At 60.9% G+C, this 16,255-nt stretch carries 13 protein-coding genes, 1 tRNA gene and 2 rRNA genes (1 of these 16 running past the window's edge); 15 read left to right on the forward strand and 1 reads right to left on the reverse strand.

The annotated features are described in order from the left end of the window. The 3 genes from CK627_RS04125 to CK627_RS04135 all read left to right on the forward strand — a co-directional run. Positions 1-2,299, forward strand: a 23S ribosomal RNA gene (locus CK627_RS04125); it begins 589 nt to the left of the window's first position. Positions 2,300-2,382: 83 nt separating this feature from the next. Next, a 5S ribosomal RNA gene (gene rrf, locus CK627_RS04130) occupies positions 2,383-2,497 on the forward strand. 47 nt (positions 2,498-2,544) lie between these two features. Beyond that, a tRNA-Thr gene (locus tag CK627_RS04135) sits at positions 2,545-2,620 on the forward strand. Positions 2,621-2,668: 48 nt separating this feature from the next. On the opposite strand, the gene CK627_RS04140 is transcribed toward CK627_RS04135, so the two are convergent. Next, entirely contained in the window at positions 2,669-2,923 is a 255-nt protein-coding gene (locus CK627_RS04140) for a hypothetical protein (protein WP_010635577.1), read from the reverse strand. Between the two features lie 92 nt (positions 2,924-3,015). Between CK627_RS04140 and CK627_RS04145 the strand changes: the two genes are divergently transcribed. The 12 genes from CK627_RS04145 (at position 3,016) to CK627_RS04200 (ending at position 16,255) form a co-directional block, all read left to right on the forward strand. Beyond that, positions 3,016-4,281 carry a cytosine deaminase gene (locus CK627_RS04145; protein WP_095591742.1) on the forward strand — a complete coding sequence of 422 codons (1,266 nt, stop codon included), beginning with the start codon at positions 3,016-3,018 and terminating at the stop codon, positions 4,279-4,281. Positions 4,282-4,366: 85 nt separating this feature from the next. Beyond that, entirely contained in the window at positions 4,367-4,744 is a 378-nt protein-coding gene (crcB, locus tag CK627_RS04150; RefSeq protein ID WP_005307266.1) for a fluoride efflux transporter CrcB, read from the forward strand. 65 nt (positions 4,745-4,809) lie between these two features. Beyond that, complete coding sequence (gene ubiE, locus CK627_RS04155) at positions 4,810-5,562, forward strand: bifunctional demethylmenaquinone methyltransferase/2-methoxy-6-polyprenyl-1,4-benzoquinol methylase UbiE (protein ID WP_010635575.1); 753 nt, start codon at positions 4,810-4,812, stop codon at positions 5,560-5,562. Positions 5,563-5,570: 8 nt separating this feature from the next. Continuing rightward, positions 5,571-6,179 (forward strand): ubiquinone biosynthesis accessory factor UbiJ, encoded by a 609-nt coding sequence (locus tag CK627_RS04160; RefSeq protein WP_095591743.1) that lies wholly within the window; start codon positions 5,571-5,573, stop codon positions 6,177-6,179. Beyond that, positions 6,179-7,819: a ubiquinone biosynthesis regulatory protein kinase UbiB gene (gene ubiB, locus CK627_RS04165; RefSeq protein WP_005307274.1), complete on the forward strand. Its 1,641-nt coding sequence runs from the start codon at positions 6,179-6,181 to the stop codon at positions 7,817-7,819. Before CK627_RS04160 ends, ubiB begins: the two co-directional genes overlap by 1 nt. A 41-nt stretch (positions 7,820-7,860) precedes the next feature. Further along, positions 7,861-8,112, forward strand: coding sequence for a Sec-independent protein translocase subunit TatA (tatA, locus tag CK627_RS04170; RefSeq protein ID WP_005307275.1), 252 nt, complete (start codon positions 7,861-7,863; stop codon positions 8,110-8,112). 3 nt (positions 8,113-8,115) lie between these two features. Continuing rightward, positions 8,116-8,565, forward strand: a complete 450-nt coding sequence (gene tatB / locus CK627_RS04175) for a Sec-independent protein translocase protein TatB (protein ID WP_017783283.1) — start codon at positions 8,116-8,118, stop codon at positions 8,563-8,565. Beyond that, positions 8,562-9,317, forward strand: coding sequence for a twin-arginine translocase subunit TatC (gene tatC, locus CK627_RS04180; protein ID WP_005307280.1), 756 nt, complete (start codon positions 8,562-8,564; stop codon positions 9,315-9,317). Before tatB ends, tatC begins: the two co-directional genes overlap by 4 nt. Positions 9,318-9,428: 111 nt before the next feature. Then, entirely contained in the window at positions 9,429-10,214 is a 786-nt protein-coding gene (locus tag CK627_RS04185) for a TatD family hydrolase (RefSeq protein ID WP_095591744.1), read from the forward strand. 3 nt (positions 10,215-10,217) lie between these two features. After that, complete coding sequence (hemB, locus tag CK627_RS04190) at positions 10,218-11,237, forward strand: porphobilinogen synthase (RefSeq protein ID WP_017766322.1); 1,020 nt, start codon at positions 10,218-10,220, stop codon at positions 11,235-11,237. Positions 11,238-11,464: 227 nt separating this feature from the next. After that, positions 11,465-13,507 (forward strand): oligopeptidase A, encoded by a 2,043-nt coding sequence (gene prlC, locus CK627_RS04195; protein ID WP_095591745.1) that lies wholly within the window; start codon positions 11,465-11,467, stop codon positions 13,505-13,507. A gap of 204 nt (positions 13,508-13,711) precedes the next feature. Next, positions 13,712-16,255: a putative bifunctional diguanylate cyclase/phosphodiesterase gene (locus CK627_RS04200; protein WP_095591746.1), complete on the forward strand. Its 2,544-nt coding sequence runs from the start codon at positions 13,712-13,714 to the stop codon at positions 16,253-16,255.

A 16,255-nucleotide genomic window follows, 5' to 3' on the forward strand; every position in this document is an offset into this window, starting at 1 on the left:
CGAGGTTAACCGTATAGGGGAGCCGTAGGGAAACCGAGTCTTAACTGGGCGTCTAGTTGCAAGGTGTAGACCCGAAACCGGGTGATCTAGCCATGGGCAGGTTGAAGGTTGAGTAACATCAACTGGAGGACCGAACCCACTAACGTTGCAAAGTTAGGGGATGACCTGTGGCTGGGGGTGAAAGGCCAATCAAACTCGGAGATAGCTGGTTCTCCCCGAAAGCTATTTAGGTAGCGCCTCGGACGAATACTACTGGGGGTAGAGCACTGTTTGGGCTAGGGGGTCATCCCGACTTACCAACCCCATGCAAACTCCGAATACCAGTAAGTAATATCCGGGAGACACACGGCGGGTGCTAACGTCCGTCGTGAAGAGGGAAACAACCCAGACCGCCGGCTAAGGTCCCAAAGTTCTGGTTAAGTGGGAAACGATGTGGGAAGGCTCAGACAGCTAGGATGTTGGCTTAGAAGCAGCCATCATTTAAAGAAAGCGTAATAGCTCACTAGTCGAGTCGGCCTGCGCGGAAGATGTAACGGGGCTCAAACCAGGCACCGAAGCCGCGGATTCACACTAAGTGTGAGTGGTAGGGGAGCGTTCTGTAAGTCTGCGAAGGTGTATCGAGAGGTATGCTGGAGATATCAGAAGTGCGAATGCTGACGTAAGTAACGATAAAGGGGGTGAAAAGCCTCCTCGCCGGAAGACCAAGGGTTCCTGTCCAACGTTAATCGGGGCAGGGTGAGTCGACCCCTAAGGCGAGGCCGAAAGGCGTAGTCGATGGGAAGCAGGTTAATATTCCTGCACGACTTGTAATTGCGATGGGGGACGGAGAAGGCTAGGTGGGCCAGGCGACGGTTGTCCTGGTGAAAGTGCGTAGGTGGTGTTTCTAGGCAAATCCGGAGACACAACACTGAGACACGAGACGAACGCACCACGGTGCGGAAGCCATTGATGCCCTGCTTCCAGGAAAAGCCTCTAAGCTTCAGATTACAAGTCATCGTACCCCAAACCGACACAGGTGGTCGGGTAGAGAATACCAAGGCGCTTGAGAGAACTCGGGTGAAGGAACTAGGCAAAATAGTACCGTAACTTCGGGAGAAGGTACGCTCTTGTTGGTGAAGTCCCTTGCGGATGGAGCTGACGGGAGTCGCAGTGACCAGATGGCTGGGACTGTTTATCAAAAACACAGCACTCTGCAAACACGAAAGTGGACGTATAGGGTGTGACACCTGCCCGGTGCCGGAAGGTTAATTGATGGGGTTAGCGCAAGCGAAGCTCTTGATCGAAGCCCCGGTAAACGGCGGCCGTAACTATAACGGTCCTAAGGTAGCGAAATTCCTTGTCGGGTAAGTTCCGACCTGCACGAATGGTGTAACCATGGCCATGCTGTCTCCACCCGAGACTCAGTGAAATCGAATTCGCCGTGAAGATGCGGTGTACCCGCGGCTAGACGGAAAGACCCCGTGAACCTTTACTACAGCTTGGCACTGAACATTGAACCTACATGTGTAGGATAGGTGGGAGGCTTTGAAGGCGTGACGCCAGTTGCGCTGGAGCCGTCCTTGAAATACCACCCTTGTATGTTTGATGTTCTAACGCAGGGCCCTGAATCGGGCTCGCGGACAGTGCCTGGTGGGTAGTTTGACTGGGGCGGTCTCCTCCCAAAGAGTAACGGAGGAGCACGAAGGTTGGCTAATCCTGGTCGGACATCAGGAGGTTAGTGCAATGGCATAAGCCAGCTTAACTGCGAGACGGACAGGTCGAGCAGGTACGAAAGTAGGTCATAGTGATCCGGTGGTTCTGAATGGAAGGGCCATCGCTCAACGGATAAAAGGTACTCCGGGGATAACAGGCTGATACCGCCCAAGAGTTCATATCGACGGCGGTGTTTGGCACCTCGATGTCGGCTCATCACATCCTGGGGCTGAAGTCGGTCCCAAGGGTATGGCTGTTCGCCATTTAAAGTGGTACGCGAGCTGGGTTCAGAACGTCGTGAGACAGTTCGGTCCCTATCTGCCGTGGGCGTTGGATGATTGAAGGGAGTTGCTCCTAGTACGAGAGGACCGGAGTGAACGAACCTCTGGTGTTCGGGTTGTCACGCCAGTGGCACTGCCCGGTAGCTAAGTTCGGAATCGATAACCGCTGAAAGCATCTAAGCGGGAAGCGAGCCCTGAGATGAGTCATCCCTGACCCCTTGAGGGTCCTAAAGGGCCGTTGGAGACCACAACGTTGATAGGTGGGGTGTGTAAGCGCGGCGACGTGTTGAGCTAACCCATACTAATTACCCGTGAGGCTTAACCATACAACACCCAAGAAGTGTTCGAAGGCTTGTAGCAGATACCGAGAACGAAGAATTAAATCAGCTTTTTCAGATTGAAGATTTTGCCTGGCGGCAATAGCGCAGTGGAACCACCTGACCCCATGCCGAACTCAGAAGTGAAACGCTGTAGCGCCGATGGTAGTGTGGCATTCGCCATGCGAGAGTAGGACACTGCCAGGCACCCAATTTTAGATTACGCGGTGAGCGTGGTCTTTACCGGTTAGTGTGCTGATATGGCTCAGTCGGTAGAGCGCATCCTTGGTAAGGATGAGGTCCCCAGTTCGATTCTGGGTATCAGCACCATTAAATATTAAAGCCTCCCAATAGGGAGGCTTTTTTGTTTCTGCTTTTTCAATTCATCGATATCTGTCTGGCATCGAGATAGAAACGGGGCTGCCCCGACGCTTCTATCTGGATGGCGGCCACCAGTCGTTCATCGCGCTTGTATTCCCACTGCTTCTCTATCGAGGTCAACGGCGGCTTGCTGATGCCCAGCGTCTGCAGATACTCGTGAAACAAGCCTGCGCTGCCGATCTCGGTCAATCCTGCTTTCATCCCAATCAACTCCCTTTTATTGTTGCTGTCTATCAATAGTAACAGTCTCATATGTATTCAATATGAACGCTTTTCTATCAAATTGATCCAAGCTAAGTTGTGGCTTGAAAAAGCAATTGGCGGCTGAAAAAAGGAAGAAAAACATGCTGATAAAGAACCTGCGCCTGGCCGGCAGGGAGGGGACCTGGCAGATCCTCTGCCAGGATGGCCTGATCCGTGCCATCGAGCCCATGAGCACTCATCTGCTCTCCACCCATGAGCTGGATGGGGAGGAGGGGCTCGCCATTGCCCCCTTTATCGAACCCCACATCCATCTCGATACCACCCAGACGGCGGGCGAGCCGAGCTGGAACCTCTCCGGCACCCTGTTCGAGGGGATAGAACGCTGGGCCGAGCGCAAGACACTGTTGACCCACGAGGATGTGAAACGGCGCGCCATCCAGACGCTGAAGTGGCAGATCGCCAACGGTATCCAGTTCGTTCGTACCCACGTCGATGTCTCCGATCCCAATCTGGTCGCACTCAAGGCAATGCTGGAGGTGCGGGAAGAGATGAAGGAGTGGGTGGAGCTGCAGATCGTCGCCTTCCCGCAGGAGGGGATTCTCTCCTACCCGAACGGCAAGGCGTTGCTGGAAGAGGCCATCAAGCTGGGTGCCGACGTGATCGGTGCCATCCCCCATTTCGAGTTTACCCGGGAATACGGGGTCGAAAGTCTGCACTACGTGTTCGATCTTGCCGAGAAGTATCAGGTTCTGGTCGATGTGCACTGCGACGAGATCGACGACGAGCAGTCCCGCTTCATCGAGACGCTGGCGACCCTGGCCTACGAGCGCGGCATGGGCCAGCGGGTGACCGCCAGCCACACCACCGCCATGCACTCCTACAACGGGGCCTATGCGTCGCGCCTGTTCCGGCTGTTGAAGCTGGCGGATATCAACTTCGTCGCCAATCCGCTGGTGAATATCCACCTGCAGGGGCGCTTCGACAGCTATCCAAAACGCCGCGGCATCACCCGGGTGAAGGAGATGCTGGCGGCGAACATCAACGTCTGCTTCGGTCACGACGACGTGTTCGACCCCTGGTATCCCATGGGGACGGCCAACATGCTGCAGGTGCTGCACATGGGGCTGCATGTCTGCCAGATCATGGGGTACGAAGAGATCAACGACAGCCTCAAGCTGATCGGCAGTCACAGCGCCCGCACCCTGAACGTGCAGGATCGCTACGGCATCGAGCTGGGCAAACCGGCCAATCTGCTGATCCTGCCTGCCGAAAACGGCTTCGATGCGGTGCGCCGCCAGGTGCCGGTGCGCTACTCCATTCGCCATGGCAAACTGATTGCCGACACCAGGCCGGCCCAAACTACGCTGCACCTGGCGCAGAGCGAACCGGTCGATTTTCGCCGTTGAGCCGAGGGCGTCGATTAATTGCCCTGCTGTCCCCCCGGGTCGACATTTTGCATAATGTCGGCCTGATACTGTGGAGTCTGCTTCCATGCAAACCTGGTTATTTGTTGCTGCCGGTGGGGCCATCGGTGCCTGCCTGCGTTTTGGTATCGCCGAGCTGATGGCGCTGCTGCTGGGGCGCCACTTCCCCTACGGCACCCTGATGGTCAATCTGATCGGCTCCTTCATCATGGGGGTAGCCTACGCCCTCATCCTGCACGGCCACATAGCCGAACACCCGATGAAGCCGCTGCTGATGGTGGGGATCCTCGGTGCCCTCACCACCTTCTCCTCTTTTGCGCTGGACACGGTAGCGCTGGCCCAGCACGGCGCTTATCTCAAGGCGCTGCTCAACATCGGCCTCAACCTGTTTCTCTGTCTGGCCATGGTGGTGCTGGGGATGCAGTTGGTCGCCAGCCGGGTTTAAGGTGTCCGCACGCCATTGGCTCTGGTAAACTGGCGGCCATTCTTTGCTCTATGGGTGTTTAAGGGATGTCAGAACAGACTACGACAACGCATTTTGGCTTTAAAACCGTGGCCGCGACCGAGAAGGAAACACTGGTCGCCGGCGTCTTCCATTCGGTGGCAGCCAAGTATGATCTGATGAACGATCTGATGTCGTTCGGCATCCACCGCCTGTGGAAGCGCTTCACCATCGACTGCTCCGGTGTGCGCAAGGGCCAGAAGGTGCTGGATCTGGCCGGTGGTACCGGCGATCTGACCGCCAAGTTCTCCCGCATCGTCGGTGAAACCGGTCAGGTGGTGCTGGCCGACATCAACGACTCCATGCTCAAGGTGGGTCGCGACAAGCTGCGCAACCTGGGGGTGGCCAACAACGTCTCCTACGTTCAGGCCAACGCCGAGGCGCTCCCCTTCCCGGACAACCATTTCGACGTCATCACCATCGGCTTCGGCCTGCGCAACGTTACCGACAAGGACAAGGCGCTCGCCTCCATGTTCCGGGTACTGAAGCCGGGCGGCCGTCTGCTGGTGCTGGAGTTCTCCAAGCCGGTGAGCGAAGTGATCGCCAAGCTTTATGATCTCTACTCCTTCAAATTGCTGCCGAAAATGGGCGAAATCGTCGCGAACGACAGCGAAAGTTACAAATATCTGGCGGAATCCATCCGCATGCACCCGGATCAGCAGACCCTGGCCGGCATGATGGAAAATGTCGGTTTCGAGCAGGTGGAGTTCTACAACCTGACCCAGGGCGTGGTCGCCCTGCACCGCGGTTACAAGTTTTAAGGTCGCCTATGCCGATGGATGCCATGGTCACCGCGGTGATCGAAACCAGCCTCAACCGGCTGCTGGAACTGGACAAGCAGAGCCCCGAGCGGTTGCGCAAGCTGGCGGGCAAGGTACTCAAGCTGGAGCTGCGCGAGCTCAAGCCGCTCTGGTTTGTCTTCTCCGGGCGCCGGCTGGATGTGCTGGCCAAGTTTGAAGGGGAGGCCGATGCGGTGCTGAGCCTCTCCCTGACCGCCCTCGGCCTGCTCAAGGAACCCTCCTCTCTGACGCGTTACATCCGCGAGGAGAAGCTTGATCTGAGCGGCGACCCCCAGCTGGTGCAGGCGTTCAGCGTGCTGCTGGGCGAGCTCGACATCGACTGGGAAGAGGAGCTGTCCCGCTACACCGGCGACGTGCTGGCCCACACCCTGCTGCGTGGCGCCCGTCAGGCGCGTCGCTTGCTGGGCCGTGAACTGTGCCGCAGCCAGCGTCAGCTGGCCGAGTATCTGACCGAAGAGATCCGGCTTGCGCCGGGTCCGCTGGAAGTGGCCAGCTTCAACGACGATGTCGAGCTGCTGGCGCAACAGATGAAAGCGGTCGAGCTGCGGCTGGCCCGCTTCGAACAGCGGGTAGCCTGATGACACCGAAGGAGTTCAAGCGCCTCTATCGCATCATCAGCATCCTGCTGGAGCAGGGCATCGACGAGCTGGTGCCCGCCCGTTATCAGCCCTGGCCCGGCCGGCTGGCCCGCCGCAGCCTGTTCTGGCTCAAGAACAAACACCAGGAGCTGAGCCGTGGTGCCCGCATCCGGCTCGCCTTCGAGGCGCTCGGCCCCATCTTCATCAAGTTCGGTCAGATGCTCTCGACCCGGCGCGATCTGCTGCCGCCTGACATCGCCGAGGAGCTGGCCTTGCTGCAGGACAGGGTGCCCCCCTTCTGCGGTCAGGCCGCCCGTCGCCAGATCGAGGCGAGCCTGGGCTGCACCATAGAGACCCTGTTCGACGATTTCGACGAGACGCCGCTGGCGTCCGCCTCCATCGCCCAGGTGCATACCGCCAGGCTGAAGGAGAACGGCCGCGAGATCGTCATCAAGGTGATCCGCCCCGATATCGAGCCGGTCATCGAGGCCGACCTGCGGCTGATGCAGGCGCTGGCCCGTCTGGTGGCCCGTTTCGTGCCCCAGAGCGGACGACTGCGCCCCATCGAGGTGGTGGAGGAGTATCGCAAGACCATCCTCGACGAGCTCAACCTGATGCGGGAGGCGGCCAACGCCATCCAGCTGCGCCGCAACTTCACCGGCTCAGAGGCGCTCTACGTGCCCGAGGTGTTCACCGAGCACTGCCGCGAGCAGGTGCTGGTGATGGAGCGGATCTACGGCATTCCGGTCTCCGACATCGCGGCGCTGGAGGCCAACGGCACCAACATGAAGCTGCTGGCCGAGCGCGGGGTGGAGGTGTTCTTCACCCAGGTGTTCCGCGACAGCTTCTTCCACGCCGACATGCACCCGGGCAACATCTTCGTCTCCTATGAACATCCGGAGAATCCACTCTGGATCGGCATCGACTGCGGCATCGTCGGCACCCTCAACCGGGAAGACAAGCGCTACCTGGCGGAGAACTTCCTCGCCTTCTTCAACCGCGACTACCGCCGGGTGGCCGAGCTGCACGTGGAGTCCGGCTGGGTGCCGCCTGATACCAAGGTGGACGAGTTCGAGTTCGCCATCCGCACCGTGCTTGAACCCATCTTCGAGAAGCCGCTGTCCGAGATCTCGTTCGGCCACGTGCTGCTCAACCTGTTCAACACCGCCCGTCGCTTCAACATGCAGGTGCAGCCGCAGTTGGTGTTGCTGCAGAAAACCCTGCTCTATGTGGAAGGGCTGGGTCGTCAACTCTATCCCCAGCTGGATCTGTGGCAGACTGCCAAACCCTATCTGGAAAACTGGATGTACCAGCAGGTGGGGCCCAAGGCGGTGTGGACAGCCATCAAGGAGAAGGCGCCATTCTGGGCGGAGAAGCTGCCGGAACTGCCGGAGCTGGTCTACGAGACCCTGCGCCAGACTCGCCATCAACAGCACCATTTCGACCAGATGTTCGCCGAGTTCCGCCGTCACAGTCGTCGGCAGGGTCAGGCTCGCTACCTCTTAGGGGTTGGAGCCAGCCTGCTATTGGCCGGTGTATTCTTGCTGACCCAAAAACAACACATTGAGTGGGGACAAATCAGCCTCGCCGGCGCCGGGTTATGCTGGCTGCTGGGTTGGTTGCGGACCCGTTCTCATTAAATAAACCGCGCCAGCGGGCGCCTGTCCTGGAGATAAAAATCATGGGTGGTATCAGTATTTGGCAATTGTTGATCATCGCAGTCATCGTCGTGCTGCTGTTTGGTACCAAGAAGCTGCGTGGCATCGGTGGTGATCTGGGCGCCGCGGTCAAGGGTTTCAAGAAGGCGCTCTCTGACGAGCCGAGCGATGCCAAGTCCGAGCAGAAGGATGCCGAGTTTCCGCCGAAGCAGCTGAACGAAGCGGCCGGCCAGCCTAGCGATGCCGCCAAGCAGAAAGATAAAGATCAGGCCTAAGCCATGTTCGATATCGGTTTCTGGGAGCTGGTTGTCATTGGTGTCGTCGCCCTGGTGGTGCTCGGTCCCGAGCGGCTGCCCGTGGCGATCCGTACCGCCAGCCACTGGATTAGACTGATCCGCAGCACCGCCAACTCGGTCAAGGCCGAGCTGGAGCAGGAGCTCAAGTTGCAGGATCTGCACAACGACCTGAAGAAGGCCGAACAGCTGCAGATGAACAACCTGAGCCCCGAGCTGCAGGAGTCTATCGAGCAGCTGAAAGCGGCCGCACAATCGGTGACCCGTCCATACGAACAGCAAAACACTATCCATCCCGCACCGGCGTCGGCCGAGGTGAAGGAGGAGCCGGTGCCGCCAGCCGCGGCGGCGGCCGCGCCGGAACAGACTGCGATCGTGGATGAGCGCTCCGGTGCCCAGTCACGTACCGAACAAGGGGAGGTGAAGCAGCCATGAGTCAGGCCGAGCAACCTCTGATCAGCCACCTGGTAGAGCTGAGAACGCGCCTGCTGCGTTCCATCACCGCCATCCTGCTGGTGTTCATCGCGCTGATCTACTTCTCCAACAACATCTACGACTTCGTGGCCCAGCCGCTGCTCAGCCAGCTGCCGGAAGGGACCAGCATGATAGCGACGGACGTGGCGACGCCCTTCCTGACGCCGATCAAGCTGACCCTGGTGGTCTCCTTCTTCGTGGCGATCCCCTATCTGCTCTACCAGGCCTGGGCCTTCATCGCCCCCGGTCTGTACCAGCATGAACGGCGTCTCATCATGCCGCTGGTCGCCTCCAGTGCCGTGTTGTTCTACGCCGGCATGGCGTTTGCCTACTACGTGGTGTTCCCGCTGGTGTTCGGTTTCTTCACCAGCACCGCGCCCGCCGGAGTAACGGTGGCGACCGACATTGCCAGCTATCTGGACTTCGTGCTGACCCTGTTCTTCGCGTTCGGGGTGGCGTTCGAAATTCCGGTAGCCACCATACTGCTGTGCTGGACCGGGGTGACCACCCCCAAGAGCCTGAAGGAGAAACGTCCCTACGTCGTCGTCGGGGTGTTCGTGGTCGGCATGCTGTTGACGCCGCCGGATGTCTTTTCCCAGACCTTGCTCGCGATCCCCATGTGGGCTTTGTGGGAGATAGGTCTGTTCTTCGCCCGCTTCTACGTGAAGAAAGAGGACGAGGAGCAACAGGAATCAACGGAAGAGGGGAGCTGAGGCTCCCTTCCTCTTTTCATGCTCCCGTTCGAGGCGTATGGTAAGGCCCCATCGAGTAGATGGTTTTCAAATACCTGATATGTCTTCCTTTTGTTCGGACCCGCTGACCCCATGATCGACATAGGTGTAAACCTGACCAGCAGCCAGTTCGCCGATGAACAGGCCGATCTGGTGGCCCGCGCCCGCGCCGCCGGGGTGGAGGCGCTGATCCTGACCGGCACCGATCTGGTCGGCAGTCACGAGAGCGCTACCCTGGCCGCCCGCTGGCCGGGCTACTGCTTCTCCACCGCCGGGGTGCACCCCCACGACGCCAAGAGCGTGGATGACCACACCTGGCCGGCCCTGCGCACGCTGGCGGCACTGCCCCAGGTGGTGGCCATCGGCGAGTGCGGTCTCGACTACAATCGCGACTTCTCGCCCCGTCCGGTGCAGGACGCGGTGTTCGACGCTCAGCTGGCGCTGGCCGCCGAGCTCGGGATGCCGGTGTTTCTCCATTGCCGCGATGCCCACGCCCGTTTCATCGAGATCCTGCGCCCCTGGCTGCCCAAGCTGCCGGGGGCCGTGCTGCACTGCTTCACCGGCTCCGATGAGGAGCTGGACCAGTGTCTGGCGCTGGGGCTGCATATCGGGGTGACCGGCTGGCTCTGCGACGAACGCCGCGGTCAGCAGCTGCGTGAACAGGTGGCCCGCATTCCGGCCGGCCGGCTGATGATAGAGACGGACGCCCCCTACCTGGTGCCGCGGGATCTGAAACCCAGACCCAAACGCAACGAACCCGCTTTTTTGCCGCACATCGCCCAGGTGGTGGCGGCCTGCCGTGGTGAAGCGCCCGAGGCCTTGCTGGCCCATACCCGGGCCACCTCCGCCGCGTTTTTCCAACTTCCTCTTTTGGAGTGACTCATGGCTACAACTCTTCCAGGCGCCTTTCCGGGCCGCCGCCTGCGCCGGGTGCGCAAACATGATTTCAGCCGTCGTCTGGTGCGCGAGAACGTACTGACCGCCAATGATCTCATCTACCCCGTGTTCGTGCTGGAGGGGGAAAACCGCCGTGAAGCCGTCCCCTCCATGCCTGGGGTGGAGCGTCTCTCCATCGATCTGTTGCTGGAGGAGGCTGCCGAACTGGTGGCGCTTGGCGTGCCGGCCATCGCCCTGTTCCCGGTCACTCCACTCGAGCAGAAGAGCCTGCTGGCGGAAGAAGCCTACAACCCGGACGGGCTGGCCCAGCGCACCGTGCGTGCCTTGAAGGCCCGCTTCCCGGAGCTGGGGGTCATCACCGACGTGGCGCTCGACCCGTTTACCACCCACGGTCAGGACGGCATCATCGATGATGAAGGCTATGTGCTGAACGACATCACCACCGAGATCTTGGTGAAACAGGCGCTCTCCCACGCTGCCGCCGGGGTCGATATCGTGGCGCCGTCCGACATGATGGATGGCCGTATCGGTGCCATTCGCGCGGCGCTGGAAGAGAACGGCTTCATCAACACCCAGATCATGGCCTACTCCGCCAAGTACGCTTCCTGCTACTACGGCCCGTTCCGCGACGCGGTCGGCTCGGCCGGCAACCTCGGCAAGAGCAACAAGGCCACCTATCAGATGGATCCGGCCAACAGCAACGAAGCCCTGCACGAGGTGGCGCTGGATATCCAGGAAGGGGCCGACAGCGTGATGGTCAAGCCGGGCATGCCCTATCTGGACGTGATCCGCCAGGTGAAGGATCAGTTCGGCGTGCCGACTTTTGCCTACCAGGTGAGCGGCGAGTACGCCATGCACATGGCGGCGATCCAGAACGGCTGGCTGAAGGAGAAAGAGAGCATCATGGAGTCCCTGCTCTGCTTCAAGCGGGCCGGGGCCGACGGCATCCTCACCTACTTCGCCAAGCGCGTGGCGCAGTGGCTGAAGGAAGATGCCCGGGCCTGATGGCAGGACGCCTTCTATGCAATGCAGACAATGCCGGCCCCGGGGCCGGCATTGTCGTTTCTGGGAGGCTATCTGGTCGTTTTGCGCTCAGCTTTTGACCAAATGTGGGCAGCGGCCCTCGCTCTCGATGGCAAAGGCTTGATTAATGGGGTTTCTGCCTACATCTTAGGTAGTCCAAGCAAGCTTCTGGACGGCAGGGGCTGTAGAGAATTTAGAGGTATTGCCGGATGACTAACCCTTTGCTGACAATGGACTCGCTGCCCCCGTTCAGCCAGATCCAGCCCGACCAAGTACAGCCTGCCGTGACGCAGGCCATTGCCGATTGCAAACAGAAGATCAGCGATGTGCTGGCCCAGCGCGAGCCCCATACCTGGGACAGCCTGATCGCCCCGCTGGAAGAGGTAAATGACCGTCTGTCCCGGATCTGGTCGCCGGTCAGCCACCTCAACTCCGTGCTCAACAGCGAGGCGCTGCGCGAGGCCCACGACGCCTGCCTGCCGCTGCTGTCCGAATTCCAGACCTACGTCGGCCAGCACGAAGGGCTCTATCAAGCCTACCTGGCCCTCTCCGAGAGCGACGATTTCCCCCTGCTGAGCGCCGCCCAGCGCAAGGAGATCCAGAATACCCTGCGCGATTTTCGCCTGTCCGGTATCGGCCTGCCCGCCGAGGCGCAGCAGCGCTACGGCGAGATCCAGGCCCGCCTCTCCGAGCTGGCCTCCCGTTTCAGCAACAACGTGCTGGACGCGACCCAGGGTTGGAGCAAGCTGGTGATCGACGAGGCCGAGCTGGCCGGGCTGCCTGCGAGTGCACAGGCCGCCGCTCGCCAGCTGGCCGAGCTGAAGGGCAAGGAAGGCTGGCTGTTCACTCTGGACATCCCCTCCTACCTGCCGGTGATGATGTATGCCGACAACCGCGCCCTGCGCGCCGAGCTGTACGAGGCCTTCACCACCCGCGCCTCCGACCAGGGCCCCAATGCCGGCAAGTGGGACAACTCCGCCATCATGACCGAGCTGCTCACCCTGCGCCGCGAGCTGGCCCAGCTGCTGGGCTTTGCCAACTACGCCGAGCTCTCCCTTGCCACCAAGATGGCGGACAAGCCGGAGCAGGTGGTGAACTTCCTCACCGATCTGGCGCGCCGCTCCCTGTCGCAGGGCAAGGCCGAGCTGGAAGAGATCCGCGCCTTCGCCAGCGAACAGCACGGCCAGAGCGAGCTGGCGGCCTGGGATATTCCCTATTACGCCGAGAAGCTCAAGCAGCACAAGTTCTCCATCTCCGACGAGCAGCTGCGCCCCTACTTCCCCGCCAGCAAGGTGGTGAAAGGGCTGTTCGAGGTGGTCAAGCGGGTGTTCGGCATGAAGGTGCGCGAGCGCCTCGGCATCGACACCTGGCACCCGGACGTGCGCTTCTACGACATCTTCGATGCCGAGGACGAGCTGCGCGGCAGCTTCTACCTCGACCTCTATGCCCGCGAGCACAAGCAGGGCGGTGCCTGGATGGATGTCTGCCTGGGTCGTCGCTACCGTCAGGACGGTTCGCTGCAAAAACCGGTGGCCTACCTGACCTGCAACTTCAACGGCCCGGTGGACGGCAAACCGGCCCTGTTCACCCACAACGAAGTGGTCACTCTGTTCCACGAGTTCGGCCACGGCATTCACCACATGCTGACCCGGATCGACGTGGCCGGCGTGGCCGGCATCAACGGCGTGGCCTGGGATGCGGTGGAGCTGCCGAGCCAGTTCCTCGAGAACTGGTGCTGGGAGTCCGAGGCACTGGCCTTCATCTCCGGCCATCACGAGACCGGCGAGCCGCTGCCTGCCGATCTGCTGGAGAAGATGCTGACCGCCCGCAACTTCCAGGCGGCCATGCAGATGCTGCGCCAGCTGGAGTTCGCCCTGTTCGACTTCCGTCTCCACCAGGAGTTTGACCCGGCCAATGCGGATCAGATCCCGGCGCTGCTGGACGAGGTGCGTCGCGAGGTGGCGGTGATGACGCCGCCGGCCTTCAACCGCTTCCAGCACAGCTTCTCCCACATCTTCGCCGGCGGTTATGCGGCGGGCTACTACAGCTACAAGTGGGCGGAAGTGCTCTCCGCCGACGCCTTCTCCCGCTTCGAGGAGGAGGGGATCTTCAACCCGGTGACCGGCCACTCCTTCCTGAAGAACATCCTGGAGAAGGGCGGTTCCAAGGAGCCGATGGAGCTGTTCCGCGCCTTCCGTGGCCGTGAGCCTCAGGTGGATGCCTTGTTGCGCCACAGCGGGATTGCCGCATGAGGCTGCAGGCCCCGCCAGGCGTGAGCTTCAAGCAGGTACACCTCTGCCACAGAGTGCGATCACCGCGTGATTTTTGAGATAAAAAGGGACCTTTTGGTCCCTTTTCTCAAGGCATTTTAATATCTTGCGGATAGCATGTTTGCACTGTTCCCGCCTCTTCAGTAGAGTCGGGGTCTACCTTCCAAGGAGAGAAAGAACCTTGCCATGAGGCGAGCACTCGAGTCTGTCTATCAAATCATCTCAAGTCTGTCTCATTCGAGTGGTCAGGGATATTTCGATACCTTTGTGAGTGAAATCGCAGCAGCGGTCGGGGCCGACTTCGTCCTGATTTCGGGTAGGGATCAAGCGGGGCTCTCCTGCAAGGTGCATGCAACCTATCCCGCCTCTCTCGATACGACCCGCTTCAGTTTTCCGGTCAGCGCCACCCTGGGGGAGATCACCCTGCAGGAGGGCGAGGCCTGGTTCAGCGATCGGGTACAGCAGCTGTTCCCCCACGCCGCCGTGTTGCAGGCCTGGCAGATCCAGGCCTATGCCGGCATCGCCCTCAAGAGCGCGCAGGGGGAGACGGTGGGCATCTGCAGCCTGCTGTTCAAGCGGCCGCTCACCAACATGGACAAGGTGATGGGGCTGCTGCGCCTGCTGGCTCCGCTGGCCGGGCGCGAACTGGCGCTGATGCTGCAGCAGCAGGCGCCGCCCCAGCCCGAGTACCACGATTTTCTGCACACCATGATGTCCCACGCCCCGGTGGGGATCGGCAAGCTCGATCTGGACGGCAAGATCCTCTGGACCAATCCGGCCATCGAAAAGATGTTGGGCTACAGCCAGGAGGAGCTGGTTCATCGCAACGCCGCCGAGCTCAATCATCCGGAAGACTGGCTGCGCAGCGTCGCCTGCTATGAAGAGCTCAGGCGCGGCGAGCGTACCGCCTTCACCCAGGAGAAGCGTTACCTGCACCGTGACGGCCAGTTGCTGTGGGGGCGGGTTACCGTCACCCTGGTGCGGGACGATCAATTGCAGCCCGACTACCTGATGGTGGTGCTGGAGAACATAGACCCCCTCAAACGTCACGCCGAGCAGCTCAAGCTCTCCCACCGGGTCTATGACAACCTCTCAGAGGCTATCCTGGTGTGCGACGCCGACAGTCGCATCATCTCGGTCAACCCGGCGTTCGAACAGATCACCGGCTACAGCGAGGAGGAGGTGTGCGGCCTGCGCCCCAACCTGCTCAAGTCCGGTTTGCACGATCAGGCCTTCTACGCCGACATGTACCACGCGTTGGAGCGGGTGGGGGTGTGGCGCGGCGAGGTGTGGAACAAGCGCAAGAACGGCAAGCTCTACCCCCAGCAGCTGATGATCAGCACCCTGCGGGAAGGGGGGCGGATCAGCCAGTACATCGCCATCTTCAGCGATCTCTCCCAGACCAAGCTGGCGGAGCAGAAGATCGCTGCCCAGGCCAACTACGACAACCTTACCGGTCTGCCCAACCGCTGGCTGTTCGGCCGCTGCCTCAGCCGCTTCTGCGAGCGGGGCGAGCGCTTCGCGCTGATGGTGCTCGACCTCAACAACTTCAAGGCGGTCAACAACAGCATGGATCACCACGCCGGTGACGCCCTGCTGCGGGAGGTGTCGGATCGGCTGGTGAGCCGGGTGCGCACCGAAGATCTGGTGGCCCGCATCGGTGGCGACGAGTTCGCCTTCCTGGTGCCCGGCATCGTCAACCGCCGCCAGGCCGAGGTGTTTGCCAAGCAGGTGGTCGGCGGCTTCGCCCGCCCCTTCATGCTGGCCAACCAGCACCTCTACGTGACGGCCACCATCGGCATCACCCTCTGCCCGGGCGACGGGCTGGAGAGCGACGAGCTGCTGCGCAACGCCGAGCAGGCGCTGTTTGCCGCCAAGCGGCAGGGACGGCTGCTCGGCAGCTACTGCGCCTCCATGCGCGAAGAGGTGCGCCAGCGTCACCAGATGCAGCAGGATCTGGCGGAGGCGATCAAGCTCGAGCAGCTGACCATGGCCTACCAGCCGATCTGGGACAACCGCAGCGGCCGGGTCGCCAAGTTGGAGGCGCTGGTGCGCTGGTATCACCCGCACTGGGGTCAGGTGTCGCCGGCGGACTTCATTCCGCTGGCGGAGGAGGCGGGGCTCATCCAGGGGTTGGGGGCGCTGGTGCTGTGGCAGTCGTGCCGGGATCTGGCGCGGCTGCAGCAATCCGGCTTCCCGGATCTGCAGATGTCCATCAACCGCTCCACCCTGGAGTTCCAGACCATAGATCCGGAGGCGAGCGAGTGGCTCAAGGTGATCCACCACTTCGGGCTGGACCCGGCGGACATCGTCATCGAGATCACCGAATCCCTGCTGATGGAGACCAGCGATCAGCACAGGGTGCGGATCGATGCCCTGCGCGAGGCGGGCTGCAAGCTGGCCATCGACGACTTTGGCACCGGCTACTCGGCGCTCAACTATCTGCGCAACTTCCCGGTGGACCTGGTGAAGATCGACCGGGCCTTCGTGCGCCACATCCCGTTCAACGAGCAGGACCGGCTGCTGCTGGACGGCATCATCAACATAGTGCACAACCTTGGCATGCAGGTGGTGATCGAGGGGGTGGAGACCCGCGAGCAGCTCAACTTCCTCTGCCAGAAGGGGTGCGCCTTCACCCAGGGTTATCTGCTGAGCCGGCCGCTCGCCTACGACGACCTCACCGAGTATTTGCAGCTCAACGACAAGAGCATGTTCTTGCAGACCAGCTGA

The sequence above is a fragment of the Aeromonas dhakensis genome, from assembly GCF_002285935.1.
In the GTDB taxonomy this organism is placed as follows: Bacteria; Pseudomonadota; Gammaproteobacteria; order Enterobacterales; family Aeromonadaceae; genus Aeromonas; species Aeromonas dhakensis.

Excerpts from the sequence above, each read along its gene's own strand:
- CK627_RS04140 (WP_010635577.1), bottom strand. The coding sequence starts at position 2,923 with ATGAGACTGTTACTATTGATAGACAGCAACAATAAAAGGGAGTTGATT.
- CK627_RS04145 (WP_095591742.1), top strand. The coding sequence starts at position 3,016 with ATGCTGATAAAGAACCTGCGCCTGGCCGGCAGGGAGGGGACCTGGCAG.
- crcB (WP_005307266.1), top strand. The coding sequence starts at position 4,367 with ATGCAAACCTGGTTATTTGTTGCTGCCGGTGGGGCCATCGGTGCCTGC.
- ubiE (WP_010635575.1), top strand. The coding sequence starts at position 4,810 with ATGTCAGAACAGACTACGACAACGCATTTTGGCTTTAAAACCGTGGCC.
- CK627_RS04160 (WP_095591743.1), top strand. The coding sequence starts at position 5,571 with ATGCCGATGGATGCCATGGTCACCGCGGTGATCGAAACCAGCCTCAAC.
- ubiB (WP_005307274.1), top strand. The coding sequence starts at position 6,179 with ATGACACCGAAGGAGTTCAAGCGCCTCTATCGCATCATCAGCATCCTG.
- tatA (WP_005307275.1), top strand. The coding sequence starts at position 7,861 with ATGGGTGGTATCAGTATTTGGCAATTGTTGATCATCGCAGTCATCGTC.
- tatB (WP_017783283.1), top strand. The coding sequence starts at position 8,116 with ATGTTCGATATCGGTTTCTGGGAGCTGGTTGTCATTGGTGTCGTCGCC.
- tatC (WP_005307280.1), top strand. The coding sequence starts at position 8,562 with ATGAGTCAGGCCGAGCAACCTCTGATCAGCCACCTGGTAGAGCTGAGA.
- CK627_RS04185 (WP_095591744.1), top strand. The coding sequence starts at position 9,429 with ATGATCGACATAGGTGTAAACCTGACCAGCAGCCAGTTCGCCGATGAA.
- hemB (WP_017766322.1), top strand. The coding sequence starts at position 10,218 with ATGGCTACAACTCTTCCAGGCGCCTTTCCGGGCCGCCGCCTGCGCCGG.
- prlC (WP_095591745.1), top strand. The coding sequence starts at position 11,465 with ATGACTAACCCTTTGCTGACAATGGACTCGCTGCCCCCGTTCAGCCAG.
- CK627_RS04200 (WP_095591746.1), top strand. The coding sequence starts at position 13,712 with ATGAGGCGAGCACTCGAGTCTGTCTATCAAATCATCTCAAGTCTGTCT.